Source organism: Pseudomonas shirazensis (genome assembly GCF_014268785.2).
In the GTDB taxonomy this organism is placed as follows: domain Bacteria; phylum Pseudomonadota; class Gammaproteobacteria; order Pseudomonadales; family Pseudomonadaceae; genus Aquipseudomonas; species Aquipseudomonas shirazensis.
This window is the reverse complement of record NZ_JABWRD020000001.1, coordinates 1-19,570: the sequence shown is the minus strand read 5'-3', so window position 1 is coordinate 19,570 and position 19,570 is coordinate 1. Positions and strand designations below refer to the sequence as shown.

The following is a 19,570-nucleotide window of genomic DNA, read 5'->3' as shown; positions in this document are numbered from 1 at the left end:
GGCTTGTTTCAGTCGGTCCGCGCACGGACATGGATCGGGGCGAAGGGCTCATTCTGCACCAGTTCGATCAGCGATTCCTTAACCAGCTCCAGAATCGCCATGAAGGTGACCACCACGCCGAGCTTGCCCTCTTCGACGGTGAACAACTCGACAAAGGGCACAAACGCGCCGCCCTTGAGGCGCTCGAGCACCTCACTCATGCGCTCACGGGTAGAGAGTGTCTCGCGGCTGATCTGGTGGCTCTCGAATAGGTCATTGCGGCGCATGACTTCAGCCATCGACAGCAGAATCTCTTCCAGGCTGACATCGGGCAGCAATTTGCGCACCTGCGCCTGCGGTGCGTCCAGCCTGGGAATGATCACGTCGCGGCCAACCCGGGCCAGGGTGTCGATGCCCTCGGCTGCGGCCTTGAAGCGCTCGTACTCCTGCAAACGGCGGATCAGCTCAGCCCGCGGGTCGCCCTCCTCCTCTTCAATCTCGCTGGAGCGCGGCAGCAACATGCGCGACTTGATCTCGGCCAGCATCGCAGCCATCAGCAGGTACTCTGCGGCCAGTTCGAGGCGCACCGACTTCATCAGCTCGACGTAGGTCATGTACTGGCGGGTGATTTCCGCGACGGGAATATCAAGGATGTCGATGTTCTGCTTGCGAATCAGGTACAGCAGCAGATCGAGAGGGCCTTCAAATGCCTCAAGAATCACTTCAAGCGCATGCGGCGGGATGTACAGGTCCAGCGGCAGCTCGGTAACCGCCTCGCCATATACCAGCGCCAGCTGCAGTTGCTGCGGTACTGAAAGGTCGCTGGCCGCTGCCTCGGGCTGCGCCAGTTGATTCACGCATCCACCAGGAACGGCGTCGGATCGCCACAGCCAACCCGGATCACTTCAGGCTCATCGCCACTGAGGTTGATCACCGTCGACCCTTCGACGTTGCCAAAGCCGCCGTCGATGATCAGGTCGACGTGATGTTCCAGCGCCTGGCGGATCTCGTAGGGGTCATTCATCGGCTCTTCGTCGCCGGGCATGATCAGGCTGACGCTCATCAATGGCTCGCCCAGCTCGGCCAGCAACGCCAGCACGATCGGATTGGACGGCACGCGCAGGCCGATGGTACGGCGCTTTTCATGCAGCAGCAGGCGCGGCACTTCGCGCGTGGCATTGAGGATGAAGGTATACGGCCCCGGTACATGTGCCTTGAGCAGGCGGAACGTGGAGGTGTCGATCTTGGCAAACAAGCCCATTTGCGACAGGTCGCAGCACAGCAGGGTGAAGTTGTGGTTCTTGTCGAGCTGGCGCAAACGGCGCACCCGTTCGATGGCGCTCTTGTCGCCGATCTGGCAACCCATGGCATAGGCGGAGTCGGTCGGATAAACCACCACCCCACCCTTGCGAATAATCTCCACTGCCTGTTTGATCAGGCGCGGCTGCGGGTTCTCCGCATGAATCTGGAAAAATTGGCTCACTAAATCGTCCTGTTCAAACCGCCATAGGCTGCTCATGCTTGAATCGACGCCACAGAGGTGGCAGGTCCTCAGGCAATGGCCGATAGGCACCGATCTCGCCCCAGGTGCCGGGGCCGTGGAAATCACTGCCAGCGCTTGCCAGCAGGCCGAACTCACGGGTAAGGATGGACATGGTGCCCACCTGCTCAGCCGGCATCATGCCGTTGACCACTTCAAGTGCCTGCCCGCCTGCTTGAATATAGTCGGCAATCAGCCGTCTACGCTTGCTGCGGGTCAGTTCGTAGTGCATCGGATGCGCCAGGCTTACCCAAGCGTTGGACTGGCGCAGGGTCGCGACAGTTTCCTCGAGTGTAGGCCAATGCAGCTTCACATCGCCCAGCTTGCCGGCACCGAGCCATTTGCGAAACGCTTCGCCGCGGTCCTTGACGTGTCCGGCACGCACCAGGTAATCGGCAAAGTGCGGCCGCGCCGGAGCATTGCCGCTGTCGCCGAGTTCCTGCTGCACGGCGCGAGCACCTTCGAGGGTGTTGGGCATACCCTTGGCAGCCAGGCGTCGGTCGATTTCTTCGGCGCGCAGCCAGCGACCACGGTGCAAGGCTTCGATTGCGCTCAGCAACGGCGGCGCATCGAGAGGAAAATCGTAACCCAATATGTGGATGGTCGCGCCGCCCCAGGTGCACGACAACTCGATGCCGCTGACCCAGTGCATACCCCGCTCAATGCAGGCCTGGCGGGCCTCGGGCAGGCCTTCGATGGTGTCGTGATCGGTCAAGGCGAAGGTCTGCACGCCGTGCTCGTGAGCGCGAGCGACCAGAATCGAAGGCGCCAGAGCGCCGTCGGAGGCCGTGCTGTGACAGTGCAGATCAACATTCATGGAGGAGCGCTTTCGCTGGAATCGATGTTTGATATTATGCCGTCACATCCCGCTTCTGGCTGCCATTGTGAAACAATTCGTCGATTTCATTCCGTTGCTGCTGTTTTTCATCGTCTACAAGCTCGACCCGCGCCCACTCGAAGTGGCCGGTCACAGCTTCGAATTCGGCGGTATCTACAGCGCCACTGCGGTGTTGATCGCAAGCTCGCTGGTGGTCTACGGCGCGCTGCTGATCCGCCAGCGCAAGCTGGAAAAAGGCCAATGGCTGACCCTGCTCGCATGCCTGCTGTTCGGCGGCCTGACCCTGGCTTTCCACAGCGAAACATTCCTTAAATGGAAAGCCCCGGTGGTCAACTGGTTGTTTGCCTTGGCTTTTGCCGGCAGCTACTTCATCGGTGATCGGGTGCTGATCAAACGCATCATGGGCCACGCCCTGACCCTGCCGGATGCGATCTGGGCACGGCTGAACCTGGCGTGGATCTGCTTCTTCCTGATCTGCGGTGCGGCCAACCTGTTCGTGGCCTTTACCTTCCAGGACTTCTGGGTCGACTTCAAAGTGTTCGGCAGCCTCGGCATGACCGTGATCTTCCTGGTCGCCCAAGGCGTTTACCTGTCGCGCCACCTGCACGACAGCGACTCAACTACCCCCAAGACCGAGGATTGACATGCTCTACGCCATCATCTCCAGCGACGTCGCCAACTCTCTGGACAAACGCCTGGCCGCGCGCCCTGCGCATATCGAGCGCCTGCAGCAGCTGCAAGGCGAAGGCCGCGTGGTCCTGGCTGGGCCGCACCCGGCCATCGACAGCAATGACCCGGGCGTTGCCGGCTTTACCGGTAGCCTGATCGTCGCCGAGTTCGACAGCCTGGCTGCAGCGCAAGACTGGGCCGATGCCGACCCGTACGTGGCTGCAGGCGTATATGAGAAGGTGGTGATCAAGCCGTTCAAACAGGTCATGCCATAATCCGCTGCACCTGTCGGCCCTGCCTGCAGGGCCGGCATCCAATCGCTCTCATCTAATCCGACGAGCGGCCGATACCCCCTCAGTCAACACCCCGAACCGACAAATGCGCTGCGTAATTGGCGCAGACGTTGCACTGTTCTCGGTAGTCTGCGGTATCTTTGCCACTGGCGGACACAGAAGACGCCGTCAATGGTTGAATTGAGTGAGTCATGAGCGAGCTGTTACTGATTGATGATGACCAAGAGCTCTGCGAGCTGCTTTGCAGCTGGCTGACCCAGGAAGGTTTTGTAGTGCGGGCTTGCCATGATGGCCGCAGTGCGCGTCAGGCGCTGGCCGAATGCGCGCCGGCGGCCGTGGTGCTGGACGTGATGCTGCCTGATGGCAGCGGCCTTGAGCTGCTCAAGCAGCTGCGCAGCGAGCACGCCGAACTGCCGGTGCTGATGCTCTCGGCACGTGGCGAGCCATTGGACCGGATCCTCGGCCTGGAACTGGGCGCCGACGATTACCTGGCCAAACCCTGCGACCCCCGCGAGCTGACCGCCCGCCTGCGCGCCGTATTGCGCCGCAGCCACCCGGCAGCGCCGAGCAGCCAGGTCGAAATCGGCGACCTGGCGTTCAGCCCGGCCCGTGGCGTGGTCAGCGTCGAAGGTCGCGAGATGACCTTGACCTTGTCCGAGAGCCGCATCCTCGAGGCGCTGCTGCGCCAGCCTGGCGAGCCGCTGGACAAACAGGAGCTGGCCCAGATCAGCCTTGGCCGTAAACTGACGCTGTATGACCGCAGCCTGGACATGCACGTCAGCAACCTGCGCCGTAAAGTTGGGCCCCACCCCGACGGCCGCCCGCGCATCGTCGCCCTGCGCAGCCGTGGCTATTACTACAGCCTCTGAGCCCAGCAGCAGACACAGGCAAGCCGCGCCACGCGGTTTGCCTTTCGCTCTAGAGAGCCGCAACGCCCTGCAACCTCTTTACCTTGCCTTTACCTTGACCTGACTGCGCCTGACCTTGATCTCCCTAAACTGGGCTCATCCGGTAACAACCGGCCCATGAGAGGAGAAACACCATGCGCAAGACCCTGATCGCTCTGATGTTCGCCGCTGCCCTGCCAACCGTAGCCATGGCCATGCCAGACGGCGGTCCACGTCACGACGGCCCGCATCACCGCGGCAATGCGCCTTACGCCCAGCTCGACCTGACTCCGGAGCAACGCCAGCAGATCGGCAAGCTCAAGGGCGACGGCATGAAAGCCCAGCGCGAGATTACCAAGCGCTACCTGGACAAACTGCCGGCGGCCGATAAAAAAGCCATGCAGGACGAGCTCAAGGCCCGTCACGACAAGACCGACAGCGAGATCCGCGGCCTGCTCAAGCCCGAGCAACAGAAGATGTTCGACGCGCAGCAGAAAGAACGCGCTGCACGCAAGGCTGAATGGAAGGAATTCCAGGCCTGGAAAGCTGAAAAAGCCGGCAAGGCTCAGTAAGCTGTAACCCACTGCCCGGCCCGCTCAGAAGCGGGCCGGGCTTTTCTCGTTTGTGGAGGTCTCGTCTTGCGTTCATTGTTCTGGCGCATCCTGGCCAGTTTCTGGCTAGCCATCGCCCTGGTCGCAGGGTTGTCGATCCTGCTTGGCCATATGCTCAACCAGGACAACTGGATCCTCAGCCGTCACCCAGGCCTGAATACCCTGGCCAGCGGCTGGGCACAGCACTATGAACAAGACGGCGTGGCCTCGGCCCAGCGCTTTCTGGAACGGCGCAAGCAGCGCTACAAGGTCGATGTGCAAGTACTCAACGACGCCGGCGATGCGGTGGTGCCGGGCACCTTCCCGCGCCGTGCGGCTGATTTTGAAGCGCGCCAGCACAATGACCAGCGGCGCTTGCCGTGGCGCCGATTGACCGAGGAATACACCAGCCCCAGCAGCGGCGAGACCTACCTGCTGATCTACCGCATCCCGCACCCGGAGCTGGATGCCTGGCACCGCGAAAGCCTGCTCTGGCCACTCAGCGCGCTCGGCATCGCCCTGGTGGTGCTGACCTTGTTCAGCCTGTTGGTGACGCTGTCGATTACCCGCCCGCTGAGCCGCCTGCGCGGCGCCGTGCATGACCTTGGCCAGACCAGCTACCAGCAGAACAGCCTGGCCCAACTGGCGGCCCGGCGTGACGAGTTCGGCGTACTGGCGACCGACTTCAACAAGATGGGCGCGCGCCTGCAGAGTTTGATCGGCAGCCAGCGCCAGTTGCTGCGCGACGTCTCGCACGAGCTGCGCTCACCGCTGGCGCGCCTGCGTATCGCCCTGGCGCTGGCCGAACGCGCGGAACCCGAGCAGCGCCAAGCTCTGTGGCCGCGCCTGACCCGCGAATGCGACCGGCTGGAAGACCTGATCAGCGAGATTCTGGCCCTGGCCCGAGTCGATGCCGAGCAGGCGTTGGTTGAGCCGATCGACGTCAACGCTCTGCTGGGCAGTGTGCGCAAGGACGCGCAGCTGAGTGCGCCGGAGCAGGAGATTCGCTTGGAAGCCGCGCCCGGGCTGACCTTGCAGGGCTGGCCGACGCTGGTCGAGCGCGCCGTGGATAACCTGGTGCGCAACGCATTGCGCTTCAATCCCAGCGGCAAACCGATCGAGATCAGCGCCAGGCTTGAGCAGCAGAGGGTGCTGATAACTGTGCGTGATCATGGTCCAGGGGTTGCGCCGGAGTATCTTGCTCAACTCGGCGAGCCGTTCTTCCGTGCACCGGGACAGGACTCCGCCGGTCATGGGCTTGGTCTGGCGATAGCCCGGCGTGCAGCCGAACGGCATGGTGGCAGCCTGATCCTGAGCAACCATGCCCAAGGAGGCTTCGTTGCTCGTCTGGAGTTGCCGATCACGGCCGTTGTTGGCAGTTGATCGAGCGCTCCTTTACACAGAAAGCGACGGGGCGCAGGGCGCCCCTTGCACAACTCAGCCCCAGGCGCGGACGAAGTCGGCCGTGTCCAGCACAGGCGCGGTGCGTGGCTCGTTGAGCGGCGTTCCGAGGTACAAGTAGCCAATCAACTCCTCGGTCGGCTCAAGCCCCAGGCCTTGGTGAACATGGGCGTCGAAAGCCATCTCGCCGGTACGCCAGACAGCGCCGATACCTTGTGCATGGGCGGCGATGAGGATGCCGTGTGCAGCGCAACCGGCGGCCAGCCGCTGCTCGGACTTGGGCACCTTGAAGTGATCCTGCAGACGCGCGATGACCACGATCAGCAGCGGCGCGCGCAGCGGCATGGCGCGCGCCTTGTCCAGTGCAGCCTGGCTGGCGTCGCCTTTGTTGGCCAGCGCTTCGGCAAACAGCTCACCGAGCTTTGCCAGCCCCTCGCCCTCGATAGTCAGAAAGCGCCATGGGCGCAGCTGGCCGTGGTCCGGCGCGCGCAACGCCGCCTGGAACAACCCCTCGCGTTGCGCCGCATTGGGCGCCGGCTCGGTCAGGCGTGGCACGGATACACGGTTGAGCAATGCGTCGAGAGCCTCCATCGGCTACCCTCCTGGCAGATAGAAAGTGCTGCCATTCTGCACTATCGACGCCTGCCATGGCAGCACCGCTGCATCTGCCAAGGGCGTTTACTTAACCAGCCCCACAGGTAGAATGGCGCCCTTTCCGATTCGAGTCAGAGCAGATCACATGGCGTTGCCGACCTTAAGAATCATTGGTTTCATCATCGGCATCTTCCTGATCACCCTGGCGGTCAGCATGGTCGTGCCGATGGCCACCCTGCTGGTGTTCGAGCGCACCGGCGACATGCCGTCGTTTCTCTGGTCGAGCCTGATCACCTTCATCGCCGGCCTGGCGCTGATCATCCCCGGCCGCCCCGAGCACGTGCACCTGCGCCCACGGGACATGTACCTGCTCACCGTGAGCAGTTGGCTGATCGTCTGCGTGTTCGCGGCCTTGCCGTTCCTGTTGACTCAGCACATCAGCTATACCAACGCCTTTTTCGAGAGCATGTCGGGGATTACCGCCACCGGTGCGACGGTGTTGAGCGGGCTGGACACCATGTCTCCTGGCATTCTCATGTGGCGCTCGATGCTGCACTGGCTGGGTGGTATCGGCTTTATCGCCATGGCGGTGGCGATCTTGCCGTTGCTGCGCATTGGTGGCATGCGCCTGTTCCAGACCGAGTCTTCGGACCGCTCGGAGAAGGTCATGCCGCGCTCGCATATGGTCGCCAAGTCGATCGTGCTGGTGTACGTCGGCATTACCTTCCTCGGCAGCCTGGCGTTCTGGTGGGCGGGCATGAGCCTGTTCGATGCGATCAACCACGCCATGTCGGCGATCTCCACCGGCGGTTTTTCCACGTCGGATCTGTCGCTGGCCAAGTGGGACATCCCGGCCGTGCACTGGGTCGCGGTGGTGGTGATGATCTTCGGCAGCCTGCCGTTCACGCTGTATGTGGCGACGCTGCGCGGCAATCGCAGAGCGCTGTTCAAGGATCAACAGGTGCAGGGCTTGCTGGGCCTGCTGGTGATCACCTGGCTGGTACTTGGCACCTGGTACTGGGCAACCACCGAACTGCACTGGCTGGATGCCCTGCGCCACGTCGCGCTGAACGTCACCTCGATCGTTACCACCACCGGTTTCGCCTTGGGCGACTACAGCCTGTGGGGCAACTTCTCGCTGATGCTGTTTTTCTATCTGGGCTTTATCGGTGGCTGCTCCGGCTCGACGGCCGGCGGGATCAAGATTTTCCGCTTTCAGGTCGCCTACATCCTGCTCAAGGCCAGCCTCAATCAGTTGATCCACCCGCGCGCGGTGATCAAGCAGAAGTACAACGGCCATCGCCTGGATGAGGAGATCGTCCGCTCGATTCTGACTTTCTCGTTCTTCTTCGCCATCACCATCTGCGTAATCGCCCTGCTGCTGTCGCTGCTGGGGGTGGACTGGATGACAGCGCTGACCGGCGCCGCGGGCACAGTGTCCGGCGTAGGCCCGGGCCTGGGCGAAGTGATTGGCCCAGCGGGCAACTACGCCACTTTACCGGATGCCGCCAAGTGGATCCTGGCCGGCGGCATGCTGCTCGGCCGACTGGAAATCATCACCGTGCTGGTTCTATGTATGCCGGCGTTCTGGCGTCACTGACCGCCTCGGCGCCCAGCCGCGAGCGGTATTCGCTGGGGGTGGCGTCGAACCAACGGCGAAATGCCCGGTAGAAATTGCTCGGGTCGGAAAAGCCCAGCAAGTAGGCGGTTTCGAGCAGGGTCATGCCTGATTGGGCCAGGTACTGCTCGGCCAACTCGCGACGGGTGTCGTCAAGCAGCGTCTGGAAACTGGTGCCCTCCTCCTGCAAACGCCGCTGCAGGGTGCGCTGAGACATATGCAGCGCCTGCGCCACGGTTTCGCGCTTGGGCTCGCCCTGGGGCAGGATCCGGCACAACACCTGACGCACCCGATGGGTGACGCGGCTTTCCGAGAAGCGTGCCAGATATTCGCCGGCAAAGCGGTCATGCAACACCGCCATGGCTTCATTGGCAGTGGGCAGCGGCGCTTCCATATCAGCCCGCTCGAACAGCAGCGCGTCTTGTGCAGCGCCAAATACCAGCGGCGAGTGAAAGGCCACCTTGTAAGGCTCGATGTCGTCAGGCTGTGGCCCTTGGATAAGCACGCGCCGCGGCTGGATCGGTCGCCCGCTCAACCATTTGCTCAACGCCAGCGCGCACGCCAGCGAGGCTTCGGCACTATGGCGGGTTGGCGGCAGGTGGTCGCCGTGCACGGTCAGCACCAGCGAGTACCCCTCAGGCCCGAGGCGAAAGCTCAGGTCCGAGCTTTCGGCGATGATCCGCTGGTAGCGCACCAGCCGCTCGAAGCCCTCGGCCAGGGTACGGCTGGACATCAGCGCATAACCGACCACATGAAACGATGCCGGGCGCACCACCCGCGCCATGTTCAAGCCGATCGCCTGGTTACCCGACAGCTCGACCGCCAGTTGCCACAGGCGGGTCATCGAATCCTGCGGGAAGCGCGCGTCCGGGTCATCCAGCGCAGCGAAGTCCAGGCCGAGTTCCTTGAACATGGCCCGGCAGTCGAGGCCTTCCAGCTCGAGGGCCTTGACGATGCCGGATGCCCAGCTGGCGGATGTGGTTCTTTCACTCATAACCGGCTTCTTGTGCTGACCGCTCCTGCGGTGAATGCCAAGGATACTCAATTGGCGCTTATTGTCACTGGCTCGCTTTGCCTATGACTCTAGACTCTAATCAGGCTCCACGCCGTGTACCCACGCCATAAGCAGTTGCTCAGGGAGCGAAATAATGGACCGCACAGCGCAGTTTCGCAGTTTTGCCGAGTTCTACCCCTTCTACCTCGGCGAGCACAGCAACCCCACCTGCCGGCGGCTGCACTTCGTCGGCACCAGCCTGGTGATAGCACTGCTCGCCTACACCATTGCCAGTGGCAAATGGTTGTTGCTGTTGTTGATCCCGGTTGCCGGCTATGGCTTTGCCTGGATCGGGCATTTTGTCTTCGAGAAGAATCGCCCGGCGACGTTCGATCATCCGTGGTATAGCCTGATCGGCGACTTCGCGATGTTCCGTGACATCCTGCTGGGCAAGGTCAGCTTGTAAGGCGCCAGGGCTGGGTACCCGGTGATGCGCGGCACGGAGATGGGCAAATTTGCCACAGACAGCGCCCCCGCCTGCGCTTAAACTGGCTCGCACCTGGCATCAGCCACCGCTGCGCCACGCCTCGTACCTATCGCCAGCGGTCCGCACAGAGGACTCCCATGACACCCCGCACCGCCCTCGGCGCTCTGCACATCGGCGCGCTGCTGTTTGGTCTGACCGGTGTCTTCGGCAAGCTCGCTGTCTCGGCCAGCCCGGCCATCATTGTTTTTGGCCGTGCCGCCTTCGCAGTACTGGCGCTGGGTCTGTTTGCCCAGTTCATGCGTCAGACCTGGCAACCACTCAAAGGCGCTGATATGCGCCGTCTGCTGCTTGGCGGCGTGTTGCTGGCCGGCCATTGGGTGAGTTTTTTCATCGCGGTCAAGGTTGCCGGCGTGGCCATCGCCACCCTGGGCTTTGCCAGCTTCCCGGCGTTCACGGTGATCCTTGAAGGGCTGTTGTTTCGCGAGCGTATCCGTCGCAATGAGCTGATGCTGGTCGTGCTGGTGAGCATCGGCCTGATCCTCGTCACGCCCGCCTTTGACCTGGCCAGCGAGGCCACCAGTGGCCTGCTCTGGGCATTGCTGTCGGGGTTGCTGTTCTCGCTGCTGTCGCTCACCAACCGCGCAGGCGGGGCGCGCTTGCCGGCGGCGCAGGCAGCGCTCTGGCAGAATCTGGTGGTAGCGCTGTGCCTGCTGCCGTTCGCAGCGCCGGGCCTGGCCGACGTTCGCGCTGTCGACTGGCTCTGGATCGGCCTGCTTGGGGTGTTCTGTACCGGCATTGCGCACAGCCTGTTCGTCGCTGCGCTGGCGGTGATCAAGGCGCGCACCGCCGCCGTGGTGTTCGGCATGGAGCCGGTCTATGGCATCGCCGTGGCCTGGGCGCTATTCGCCGAGCGGCCTTCGCTGACCATGCTCGCCGGCGGCGCCTTGATCGTGCTGGCGATCATCCTCTCCAGCCGCCTGGCCAGCGAGCCGGCCAGCGCCGCCAAGCCTGCAACCCAGAACAGCTGATCAGCGATCGTTGTGGCCGAGGTCGCGCTGCGGGTCGATTTGATCGCGTACGCGCTGCTTGAGCTGCTTGGCCTCAGGGAAGCCGCCATCCGCCTTGCGCTCCCAGATCTGCACACCGTTGCAGGTGACCCGGAACACGCCACCGGTGCCTGGCTCCAGCGCGACTCGGGCCAGATCGTCGGCAAAGGTACTGAGCAACTCCTGCGCCAGCCAGGCGGCGCGCAGCAGCCATTGGCACTGAGTGCAATAATTGATGACTATTTCGGGCTTGCTCGCAGACATGATCAACTATCTCCAGAGTGGGGGCCGCTTATACTAGCGGCCTTTCCCTCTGCTTGAGACTGGACGATGCACCGCTTGCTGTTGTGCCTGATGCTGCTGCTTACCTGTTTGCCGATCACAGCAGCCGAAAACACCCGACCCAAGGTCGGCCTGGTGCTGTCTGGCGGCGCAGCCAGGGGCCTGGCGCACATCGGCGTGCTCAAGGCGCTGGAAGAGCAAGGCGTGCGCGTCGATGCCATTGCCGGCACCAGCATGGGGGCGGTCATTGGCGGCCTGTATGCCTCGGGCTACAGCGTCGAAGAGCTGGAAAAACTCGCCACCACACTCGACTGGCAGCAGGCGCTGTCCGATGCGCCACCGCGCAAGGACGTGCCGTTCCGGCGCAAGCAGGATGATCGCGATTTTCTGGTCAAGCAGAAGCTGAGCTTTCGCGACGATGGCAGCCTGGGCCTGCCGCTGGGGGTGATCCAGGGTCAGAACCTCGCCCTGCTGCTGGAAAGCAAATTGGCCCACACCGCTGATACCCGCGACTTCGACAAACTGCCGATCCCCTTCCGCGCCGTTGCAACCGATATCGCCAGTGGCGAAAAAGTGGTGTTCCGCCGTGGCCACCTGCCGCAGGTGATCCGCGCCAGCATGTCGATCCCGGCGGTGTTCGCCCCAGTCGAGATGGATGGGCGCTTGCTGGTCGACGGCGGCATGGTCGACAACATCCCGCTGGATGTCGCCCGCGAGATGGGCGTCGATCTGGCCATTGTGGTCGACATCGGTACTCCGTTGCGCGACCGCAAGCAACTGAACACGGTAGTGGATGTGCTCAACCAGTCGATCACCCTGATGACCCGGCGAAACTCCGAAGAGCAACTGGCCAACCTGCACCGCGATGACATCCTGATTCAGCCGCCCTTGGCGGCATTCGGCGTCACTGACTTCGGCCGCACCGCCGAGATGATCGAGTCCGGCTACCGCGCCACCCGTGCTCTTGATGCCCGGCTGGCTACACTGCGCCAGGCTGAGGGCGATGCTCAGCTTGCCATCGCCCGCTCGCCGCGCCAGCGCACCCCGGTGATTACCGCAATCAAAGTCGAGAATGATTCGAAGGTCAGCGACGACGTGATCCGCTACTACGTTCGCCAGCCGATTGGCGAGCCACTGGAGCTGGAGCGTCTGCAGACCGACATGGGTACCCTGTATGGCCTGGATTACTTTGACGGTGTGCAGTACCGCGTGGTGCACAGGGGCGACAACAACACCCTGGTGATCAAGGCCAGCGGCAAACGCGGCGGTACCGACTACCTACGCCTGGGCCTCAACCTGTCGGACGACATGCGCGGCGACAGCGCCTTCAACCTCGGCGCCAGCTACCGCATCAATGGCATCAATCGGCTGGGCGGTGAATGGCTGACGCGTGCGCAGATCGGCGATCAGCAAGAGCTGTACAGCGAGTTCTATCAGCCGCTGGACATCGGTTCGCGGTATTTCGTCGCGCCGTATCTGGATCTGGGTTCGCAGAACATCGAAGCGACACTGGAAAATGACCCGGTCGCCGAATACCGCCTGCAAAGGTATGGTTTCGGCATCAACCTCGGCCGCCAGATCGGTACCTATGGCGAGGTGCGTGCAGGCGTGGGCAAGGCCTGGGGCAAAGCCGACGTTCGCATTGGTGATCAGGACCTGCCCTCGGTCAGCTTCAACGAAGGTTTCTACGAGCTCAAGTACTCGTTCGATACGCTGGACAACGTGTACTTCCCGCACAGTGGCGAAGACATCAGCCTGACCCTGCGCAACTACGACAAGTCGCTGGATTCGGACAGCAACTATCGCCAGTGGGAGCTGAACGTGGACAAGGCACTCAGCAGCGGCGCCGATACGCTGGTGCTTGGCGGGCGCTACGGACGCACGCTGAACGACGCCGACGTGGTCACTTCGAGCTTCGTGCTCGGTGGCGCCCGGCAGCTGTCGGGCTTCCGTCAGGACTCGGTGTCGGGGCAGAACGTCAGCCTGATGCGGATGGTCTATTACCGGCGCCTGACGCCACGCGCCTACCTGCCGCTGGACTTCCCGCTGTACATCGGCGGCTCGCTCGAACGCGGCCGGGCCTGGAACAACGACAATGACTTCGACAGTGGCTACATCAACGCCGCGAGCATATTTTTAGGGTTGGAGACGCCGCTAGGGCCGTTGAACCTCAGTTATGGGGCCAACAGCGAGCAGCAGAAAGCGGTATATCTCAATCTGGGCCACACGTTCTGATTGAACGCGGCCAGGGCAGCCTCTGCATGGCAGCCCTGGCGTCGCCTCAGGATTTTTCCAGGTTACCGAGAATCTTCGCGTGGACCCGCATGCAGATATCCAGGTCAGCCTCGTCTACCCCGCTGAACAGTTCGGTACGCAGCTGGTTGGCGATGGTTTCGATTTGCTCAATTAGCGGCTTGGCGGGTGGGCAAAGCAGAATCTTTTTGGCACGACGATCTTCCAGCACCGCCTGGCGGCGCACCAGACCCTGGGTTTCCAGGCTATCGAGCAGGCGCGCCAGCGTTGGGCCTTCAACGCCCACGCTCTGCGCCAGTTCACGCTGGGTCGGAGCTTCGGCGAAGCGAGCGAGGTGCAACAGCACCAACCAGCGAGCCTGAGACAGATTCAGCCCGGCCAGTCGGCGATCCAGTTCAGCGCGCCAGCCCCGGGACATCTGGGCCAGTTGCATGCCAAAGCGGTGTTGATTGTCGGTAAGCGGCATAAACAACTCGATGGATAGAACTAATTATTAGCCAGCTAATCATGGCCTTGCGCTCCAGGCAAGGCTGGACGCCACGGAAATGTCCGATAATCATCAAAAAATATGACAAGGATCAGCCAGATGCCGCGCCCAGCGGCATCGCGCCTGGTTACAGCTCAAACTCTGCCGCCAGCGCAGCGCGGATGCAATACAGCACACCCTCCGGCACGCGCTGGGCGAATTGCGCTGCGATCGCCGCCACCGGCGGTAGCTCGCCCTCGCCATCAAGGAAGGCATCCTGCACTTCCATCATCAGGTCTTCGGGCAAGTCCAGCGCCTGGTCCAGGCTCAGTTCCTGACGGCCGAGCGCCTCGGCCAACAGGCTGTAGACATTCTTTTCGCTGCAGTTGAGCTGGCCGGCAATCTGCATCGGCGTCATGCCCGCCCGCGCCAGGCTTACCAGTTCGTGGCGCAGGTCAAGCACCACCTTGGGCGCCTGCGTGCTCTCGCCGCCGTTGAGCACCTCGAGAAACGCCTGGCCATAGCGCTCCAGTTTGCGCGCGCCGACACCACTGACCTGGCCCATGTCGGCAAGGCTTGCAGGCTGACTGCGAAGCATTTCCAGCAAGGTCGAATCGGGGAAGATGACGTAAGGCGGTACGCTGTGCTCTTCAGCCAGCTTGCGCCGCAGGGTGCGCAAGGCTTCCCACATCTCGCGCTCTTCGCCACGCACCAACTGGCTGGCCGGGCTGCCACCGCTGGAGCTCTTGGTGCTGGTCTGTGGTTTGAGGTCGCGACGCAGCTGCAGGTTGACCTCGCCACGCAGCAATGGCCGGCAGCTGTCGGACAGGCGCAGGCCGCCGTAGCCTTCGAGGTCGATATCGACCAGGCCACGTGCGACCAGCTGGCGGAACAGCGAGCGCCACTCATGTTCACTCAGGGACTTGCCGACGCCGTAGACCGAGAGCTTCTCGTGACCAAAGCTGCGGATCTTCTCGTTGTCCTTGCCCAGCAGCACATCGACCAGATGACCAACGCCGTAGCGCTGACCGGTTCGAAACACCGCCGACAGGGCCTGACGCGCAGGCTCGGTTGCGTCCCAGGTCTGCACCTGGTCTACGCAGTTGTCACAGTGACCGCAGGGCTGTTCGAGGACTTCGTCGAAGTAGGCCAGCAGCGACTGTCGGCGGCAGCGGGTTTCTTCACACAGGGCCAGCATGGCGTCGAGTTTGTGCTGCTCGACCCGCTTGTGACGCTCGTCACCTTCGGAGTTCTGCAACATCTGCTTGAGCATGACCATGTCTTGCAGGCCGTAGGCCATCCAGGCGTCGGCGGGCAAGCCGTCACGACCGGCACGACCGGTCTCCTGGTAATACGCCTCGAGCGACTTGGGCAAGTCGAGGTGGGCAACGAAGCGCACGTTGGGTTTGTCGATGCCCATGCCAAATGCAATGGTCGCAACCATGATCAGGCCTTCCTCGTTGAGGAAGCGGCGCTGGTTGCTGGCACGGGTGTCGGCGGCCAGGCCGGCATGGTAGGACAGTGCCGGAAAGCCCTGTTCGCAGAGAAACGCTGCAGTCTCGTCAACCTTTTTGCGTGACAGGCAGTAGACAATCCCGGCGTTGCCGCGGCGCTCGCCAAGAAACGCCATCAGCTGTTTGCGCGGCGCTTCCTTGGGCACGATGCGGTAAAAGATATTCGGTCGGTCGAAGCTCGACAGAAAGCGCTCGGCGCCCTGCAGGTGCAGACGCTGGACGATCTCTTCGCGGGTGCGCATGTCGGCGGTGGCGGTCAGGGCGATGCGTGGCACATGCGGAAACTGTTCGGCCAGCTGGCCCAATTGCAGGTACTCAGGCCGGAAGTCATGGCCCCACTGCGACACGCAGTGCGCTTCGTCGATGGCGAACAGCGATACGTCGAGGCCCTGCAGGAACTCGAGCATGCGTGGTTGCACCAAGCGCTCAGGCGCGAGGTAGAGCATCTTCACCTCGCCGCGGCGCAAGCGCCCGGCCAGCTCGCGTTGCTGCTCTGCACTCAGGGTCGAATTGAGGGCTGCCGCGGCCACGCCGAGTTCGTCGAGGGTGGCAACCTGATCGTCCATCAAGGCGATCAGTGGCGATACCACCACAGTCAAGCCGGGCCGCAACAAGCCAGGGACCTGGAAGCACAGCGACTTGCCGCCGCCGGTAGGCATCAGTACCAAGGCATCGCCGCCATTGGCCACACATTCGATGATCGCTGCCTGGCGCCCCCGGAAACTGTCGTAGCCGAAGATGTCCTTGAGGACGCGCTGAGCCTGTTCGAGCATTGCAAACTCCGAAATCGCCGTATCATTCCCGAACACAGGCTGGACGATAAACTCGTCCGGCACACGCGCGAATGCGTAAGCAGCTTTTGCCAAGGGCCGCACAAACACTGTGCCCGGCTGAAAACCGCGGATTATACCCCAGCGACGAGTGCTAAAGGACGCTACGGTGACAGACGTTCCCTTTGCCCCGTGATCGCAGCAAGGTGCTAGAATTCGTTATCGTTTATTCTTCAAGGTAGCCCCGTAATGTCCTTCGCCGAGCAACTGACCCGCCTGCAAGTCTTCCTCGATGCCGACGAGCTGCACGAAGAAGCGCTGGATTACGTCGCCGCCCACGGCTACCTGACCGCGCTTTCGATCACTTCCGAGGTCGTTCCTGACCGCGAATGGATCGACGCGCTGTTTGCCGAAGAGCCCAAGTACAGCAGCGACGCCCAGCGCGTCGAAATCGAAGCCACGTTGGTCGCCCTCAAAGCCCACATCAGCCGTCAGCTGGCCAGTGACGAAGAGTTCGAGCTGCCGTGCGACCTCGACCTGGGTGAAGACCCGGACGACTCCGATCTGCGCGGCTGGTGCATCGGCTTCATGGAAGGCGTGTTCCTGCGTGAAGAAGCCTGGTTCGAGAACGCCGAAGAAGAAGTCAGCGAAATGCTGCTGCCGATCATGGTCGGTTCGGGTCTGTTCGATGAGCAGCCAGAGTTTGAAGACATCGCCAAGGACGCCAACCTGCAGGACGACATGATCGTGCAGATTCCGGAAGCCCTGACCGCGCTGTACCTGCTGCTACACGCTCCGGAAGAAAAGCCAGCCCTGCTCAAGCCGCGCCATCACTGACAGCAGTCATGCGCTACCTGTTGCTGGCCGTTGGCTGGCTCAGCGTTGCGCTGGGGGTATTGGGGATTTTCCTGCCGGTATTGCCGACCACCCCCTTTCTGCTGCTGGCGGCCGCCTGCTTCGCCCGCAGCTCGCCGCGCTTCCACGCCTGGCTGGTGAATCACCCGCAGCTGGGGCCGTGGATTCGCGACTACCTCGGTGGTGAGGGGATCCCGCTCAAGGGCAAGGTCTACGCCATTGGCCTGATGTGGGCCAGTATCGGTTTGTCCTGCTATCTGGTGCCGTTGTTCTGGGCGCGGCTATTCATGCTCACCAGCGCGGTGCTGGTGAGCCTGTACATCCTCAAGCAGAAGACCCTGCGCCGCAGTTGACCCAGCCCTTGGGCAGCGCCAGGCGGGCACTGCCCTACCCTACCTAGCCTTAGACGGTATCCACCTTCAACGAGTGATCGTTGAGCATGCCGTTGATGATGGTTGCGGTGTCATGCCCGGATGCAATCAGACCACCCGCCCCCGCCGTTACGCCATAGTGCTGGGCAAGGTCGACGCCGGCCAGGTCGATGGTCTGACTCGGCGCCGCACCGGCCACGCTGCTGACTTCGATGGTCGACACCACCGTACCTCCCGCTGCGCTGACCTTGAAGTGCAGGAAGTCATCCAGTGAAGCCGCCGCGCCACCATCGCCCTGAAGCAATTGCGACAGGTCAAGATGATCAGCGCCTGGCGTGAAGTCAGTCACAGTGTCGTGGCCGGTGTCACCCTTCTGCCAGACGAAGGTGTCGTTGCCGCCGCCCCCGGTCAGCAGGTCATCACCCCGACCGCCAATCAGCACGTTGTCATTGGCGCTGCCAATCAAAGTGTCGTGGTAGTCCGAGCCGATCAGGTTGTCGATCCTGACCAGGGTGTCCAGCCCACCGCCGCCGGTATCCTGCTGGCCCACCAGATTGAGGTCGACCACTACGCCTGCCTTGGCTGTGGCATAGCTGACGGTATCCATACCGTGGCCGCCTTCGAGCAGGTCATTGCCTGGGTTGCTTGCCAGCACCGCCTCGCCTTTGCCCTCCTCCACCGCCAACAACGTATCGGCGGTCAGCGCGCTGCCAGTGCTGTCTGCGTGGTAGACGATGTCTGCAGTGCCAGTTGCCGGGTCACTGCCAACTGCCTGGCCGACAGGGTGTCTCTGGCCTTGGACATTGCTCGAATCGATCAGCAGGCTGAGCTTGAAGCTGTCCTGCGCCGGGGCAGTGCTGTCGGTAGGGCTGGTCAGCTGGATGCTGTACAGGCCATCGTGGCTGGCGGTGAAGCTGCCGCCGTCCGCCACAGGGTGATAGCTGCCAGCTGCGCCCTTCCATTCCATGAGCAAGTTGCCCGGCGCGCGATCGTGGTCGAGGGTGAGCGTCTCACCCTTGCGCAGGGCCACCGTGTACACGTCCTGCTCGCCGGCGTGGCTGTTGCCCATCTGCGCCATATAGCCGGCTACCACCAGTGCGGAAGTCATGGCGCCGCTGTTGACAGCGAACGCGCTGCGAGCAAGCTCCTTGAGCGAGCCGGTGGCTTTGTGTTCGTCAACGTCGAACCGGATCGGCACCGCTTTGTCAGTGGCCGCCGAGCGAGCGCCAACAGCTCCATCAGCGCAGCCCGCCTGGCTGGCGTCCTGGACGTTGAAGGTCACCGTCGTAGTGCTTTCATCACCGTCGGCGTCACGGATGGTGTAGACGAAGGTGTCGGTAGCTCCAGCCGGTGACACGCTGTTGGGGTTGGCGTGATAAACGCCATTACCGTTGGCATCCAGCGTTGCGTAGCCATAGGCGCCTTGCACTTCTGTGCCGATTTGGCCCACAGCAGAAGTCGAGGTGTCGCTGCCGGCGCGGATCCCGATCACATACTGGCCAGCGGCAGAGACGTCGGCGCCGATCACGTCATTCCACAGCAGGTTGCCCGTCACGCTGCTGCCTTCGACCACATTGGCGAAGTCACAGTGGGCTTGGGGCACGTCATCGACAATGCTGACGACGATGTTGCTGGTGGTGGTGTTGCCGAGCGAGTCCTTGACCTGATAGGTGAAGGTTTCGGTGACGATAGTGGGGCCATCGTCCTGCTGCAGCGAAATGCTGGCAGGCGAAGTCAGGGTGTAGGTGTAAGAGCCATCGCCGTTGACCTGGATCTGGCCGAAATGGCCCTCGGCATTGCCGACCAGGCTGTAGGTGAGGATGCCTACGCCGCCGCTCACGGCGCCAACCAAGGTGCCGCTGGCTGTTTCAGCGGCCGATCCCGGCTGGCTGCCGAGCACAGTGCCCGGAGCCAGGTCGTGGCAGTCCTTGTTCAGGTCCAGAGCGTTTTCGTAGACGGTGACGTCGTGATCCGGTGTCGCCACCATCTGGCAGTTGAGCACGTTGATACTGACCGTCGCGGTGCTCTGGTCACCGTCGGCATCACGGATGGTGTAGACGAAGGTATCCGTGGCGCCCTCTGGGGCATTGCTGTTCGGGTACGAGTGGTAAACCCCGTTCCCC

General features: G+C 62.6%; 20 protein-coding genes and 1 pseudogene. 12 read left to right on the top strand and 9 right to left on the bottom strand.

The features are described from left to right. Positions 1-8: 8 nt before the first annotated feature. The 3 genes from HU736_RS00100 to HU736_RS00090 are packed head-to-tail and all read right to left on the bottom strand — an operon-like array spanning position 9 to position 2,336. A complete protein-coding gene (locus HU736_RS00100) occupies positions 9-836 on the bottom strand; it encodes a segregation and condensation protein A (RefSeq protein ID WP_496197754.1) in 828 nt (275 codons plus the stop codon). Continuing rightward, a complete protein-coding gene (locus HU736_RS00095; protein ID WP_101317683.1) occupies positions 833-1,462 on the bottom strand; it encodes an L-threonylcarbamoyladenylate synthase in 630 nt (209 codons plus the stop codon). Before HU736_RS00095 ends, HU736_RS00100 begins: the two co-directional genes overlap by 4 nt. A 13-nt stretch (positions 1,463-1,475) precedes the next feature. Then, positions 1,476-2,336: a PHP domain-containing protein gene (locus tag HU736_RS00090; RefSeq protein ID WP_101317681.1), complete on the bottom strand. Its 861-nt coding sequence runs from the start codon at positions 2,334-2,336 to the stop codon at positions 1,476-1,478. A 67-nt stretch (positions 2,337-2,403) separates the two neighbouring features. On the opposite strand from HU736_RS00090, the gene HU736_RS00085 reads away from it, so the two are divergent. From HU736_RS00085 to HU736_RS00065, 6 genes and pseudogenes are all read left to right on the top strand, one after another. Further along, the gene (locus HU736_RS00085) at positions 2,404-3,000 is read left to right on the top strand and encodes a septation protein A (RefSeq protein ID WP_186698563.1); all 597 of its coding nucleotides are present in this window, start codon (positions 2,404-2,406) and stop codon (positions 2,998-3,000) included. A 1-nt stretch (position 3,001) separates the two neighbouring features. Beyond that, positions 3,002-3,301 carry a YciI family protein gene (locus HU736_RS00080; protein ID WP_186698560.1) on the top strand — a complete coding sequence of 100 codons (300 nt, stop codon included), beginning with the start codon at positions 3,002-3,004 and terminating at the stop codon, positions 3,299-3,301. Positions 3,302-3,419: 118 nt separating this feature from the next. Then, a pseudogene (locus HU736_RS22080) lies at positions 3,420-3,503 on the top strand (translation initiation factor 2); the annotation flags it as partial. Positions 3,504-3,510: 7 nt separating this feature from the next. Then, complete coding sequence (locus tag HU736_RS00075; protein WP_101317674.1) at positions 3,511-4,188, top strand: response regulator transcription factor; 678 nt, start codon at positions 3,511-3,513, stop codon at positions 4,186-4,188. A gap of 173 nt (positions 4,189-4,361) precedes the next feature. Continuing rightward, positions 4,362-4,778: a Spy/CpxP family protein refolding chaperone gene (locus tag HU736_RS00070; RefSeq protein ID WP_101317672.1), complete on the top strand. Its 417-nt coding sequence runs from the start codon at positions 4,362-4,364 to the stop codon at positions 4,776-4,778. 66 nt (positions 4,779-4,844) lie between these two features. Next, positions 4,845-6,179: a sensor histidine kinase gene (locus tag HU736_RS00065; RefSeq protein WP_103436591.1), complete on the top strand. Its 1,335-nt coding sequence runs from the start codon at positions 4,845-4,847 to the stop codon at positions 6,177-6,179. A gap of 54 nt (positions 6,180-6,233) precedes the next feature. On the opposite strand, the gene HU736_RS00060 is transcribed toward HU736_RS00065, so the two are convergent. Next, entirely contained in the window at positions 6,234-6,788 is a 555-nt protein-coding gene (locus tag HU736_RS00060; RefSeq protein ID WP_103436590.1) for an NAD(P)H nitroreductase, read from the bottom strand. A gap of 148 nt (positions 6,789-6,936) precedes the next feature. On the opposite strand from HU736_RS00060, the gene HU736_RS00055 reads away from it, so the two are divergent. After that, positions 6,937-8,391, top strand: a complete 1,455-nt coding sequence (locus HU736_RS00055; RefSeq protein WP_186698558.1) for a TrkH family potassium uptake protein — start codon at positions 6,937-6,939, stop codon at positions 8,389-8,391. Here HU736_RS00055 and HU736_RS00050 read toward each other — a convergent pair. Further along, entirely contained in the window at positions 8,348-9,403 is a 1,056-nt protein-coding gene (locus HU736_RS00050) for an AraC family transcriptional regulator (protein ID WP_103436588.1), read from the bottom strand. The genes HU736_RS00055 and HU736_RS00050 overlap by 44 nt on opposite strands. A 154-nt stretch (positions 9,404-9,557) precedes the next feature. Between HU736_RS00050 and HU736_RS00045 the strand changes: the two genes are divergently transcribed. Together HU736_RS00045 and HU736_RS00040 are read left to right on the top strand one after the other, a co-directional pair. Then, positions 9,558-9,869, top strand: coding sequence for an Mpo1-like protein (locus HU736_RS00045; RefSeq protein WP_186698555.1), 312 nt, complete (start codon positions 9,558-9,560; stop codon positions 9,867-9,869). Positions 9,870-10,027: 158 nt separating this feature from the next. Beyond that, on the top strand, positions 10,028-10,918 hold the full coding sequence (locus HU736_RS00040) for a DMT family transporter (RefSeq protein WP_186698553.1): 891 nt from the start codon (positions 10,028-10,030) through the stop codon (positions 10,916-10,918). On the opposite strand, the gene HU736_RS00035 is transcribed toward HU736_RS00040, so the two are convergent. Further along, a complete protein-coding gene (locus HU736_RS00035; RefSeq protein WP_103436586.1) occupies positions 10,919-11,200 on the bottom strand; it encodes an Rdx family protein in 282 nt (93 codons plus the stop codon). A gap of 66 nt (positions 11,201-11,266) precedes the next feature. On the opposite strand from HU736_RS00035, the gene HU736_RS00030 reads away from it, so the two are divergent. Then, positions 11,267-13,453 carry a patatin-like phospholipase family protein gene (locus tag HU736_RS00030; RefSeq protein WP_186698551.1) on the top strand — a complete coding sequence of 729 codons (2,187 nt, stop codon included), beginning with the start codon at positions 11,267-11,269 and terminating at the stop codon, positions 13,451-13,453. Between the two features lie 46 nt (positions 13,454-13,499). Here HU736_RS00030 and HU736_RS00025 read toward each other — a convergent pair whose 3' ends face one another. Next, positions 13,500-13,937, bottom strand: coding sequence for a MarR family transcriptional regulator (locus HU736_RS00025; RefSeq protein WP_101317654.1), 438 nt, complete (start codon positions 13,935-13,937; stop codon positions 13,500-13,502). A gap of 148 nt (positions 13,938-14,085) precedes the next feature. Further along, positions 14,086-16,224 carry a DNA helicase RecQ gene (recQ, locus tag HU736_RS00020; protein WP_186698549.1) on the bottom strand — a complete coding sequence of 713 codons (2,139 nt, stop codon included), beginning with the start codon at positions 16,222-16,224 and terminating at the stop codon, positions 14,086-14,088. A 246-nt stretch (positions 16,225-16,470) separates the two neighbouring features. On the opposite strand from recQ, the gene HU736_RS00015 reads away from it, so the two are divergent. Further along, on the top strand, positions 16,471-17,058 hold the full coding sequence (locus HU736_RS00015; RefSeq protein ID WP_103436583.1) for a UPF0149 family protein: 588 nt from the start codon (positions 16,471-16,473) through the stop codon (positions 17,056-17,058). 8 nt (positions 17,059-17,066) lie between these two features. Beyond that, positions 17,067-17,429: a YbaN family protein gene (locus HU736_RS00010; protein WP_103436582.1), complete on the top strand. Its 363-nt coding sequence runs from the start codon at positions 17,067-17,069 to the stop codon at positions 17,427-17,429. A gap of 49 nt (positions 17,430-17,478) precedes the next feature. On the opposite strand, the gene HU736_RS00005 is transcribed toward HU736_RS00010, so the two are convergent. Then, positions 17,479-19,570 (bottom strand): type I secretion C-terminal target domain-containing protein (locus tag HU736_RS00005; RefSeq protein ID WP_217862376.1); only part of this gene is annotated, 2,092 nt, incomplete at its 5' end.

Coding starts and splice junctions, on each gene's coding strand:
- HU736_RS00090 (WP_101317681.1), bottom strand. CDS start 2,336: ATGAATGTTGATCTGCACTGTCACAGCACGGCCTCCGACGGCGCTCTG.
- HU736_RS00080 (WP_186698560.1), top strand. CDS start 3,002: ATGCTCTACGCCATCATCTCCAGCGACGTCGCCAACTCTCTGGACAAA.
- HU736_RS00075 (WP_101317674.1), top strand. CDS start 3,511: ATGAGCGAGCTGTTACTGATTGATGATGACCAAGAGCTCTGCGAGCTG.
- HU736_RS00070 (WP_101317672.1), top strand. CDS start 4,362: ATGCGCAAGACCCTGATCGCTCTGATGTTCGCCGCTGCCCTGCCAACC.
- HU736_RS00060 (WP_103436590.1), bottom strand. CDS start 6,788: ATGGAGGCTCTCGACGCATTGCTCAACCGTGTATCCGTGCCACGCCTG.
- HU736_RS00055 (WP_186698558.1), top strand. CDS start 6,937: ATGGCGTTGCCGACCTTAAGAATCATTGGTTTCATCATCGGCATCTTC.
- HU736_RS00050 (WP_103436588.1), bottom strand. CDS start 9,403: ATGAGTGAAAGAACCACATCCGCCAGCTGGGCATCCGGCATCGTCAAG.
- HU736_RS00045 (WP_186698555.1), top strand. CDS start 9,558: ATGGACCGCACAGCGCAGTTTCGCAGTTTTGCCGAGTTCTACCCCTTC.
- HU736_RS00040 (WP_186698553.1), top strand. CDS start 10,028: ATGACACCCCGCACCGCCCTCGGCGCTCTGCACATCGGCGCGCTGCTG.
- HU736_RS00035 (WP_103436586.1), bottom strand. CDS start 11,200: ATGTCTGCGAGCAAGCCCGAAATAGTCATCAATTATTGCACTCAGTGC.
- HU736_RS00030 (WP_186698551.1), top strand. CDS start 11,267: ATGCACCGCTTGCTGTTGTGCCTGATGCTGCTGCTTACCTGTTTGCCG.
- HU736_RS00025 (WP_101317654.1), bottom strand. CDS start 13,937: ATGCCGCTTACCGACAATCAACACCGCTTTGGCATGCAACTGGCCCAG.
- recQ (WP_186698549.1), bottom strand. CDS start 16,224: ATGCTCGAACAGGCTCAGCGCGTCCTCAAGGACATCTTCGGCTACGAC.
- HU736_RS00015 (WP_103436583.1), top strand. CDS start 16,471: ATGTCCTTCGCCGAGCAACTGACCCGCCTGCAAGTCTTCCTCGATGCC.
- HU736_RS00010 (WP_103436582.1), top strand. CDS start 17,067: ATGCGCTACCTGTTGCTGGCCGTTGGCTGGCTCAGCGTTGCGCTGGGG.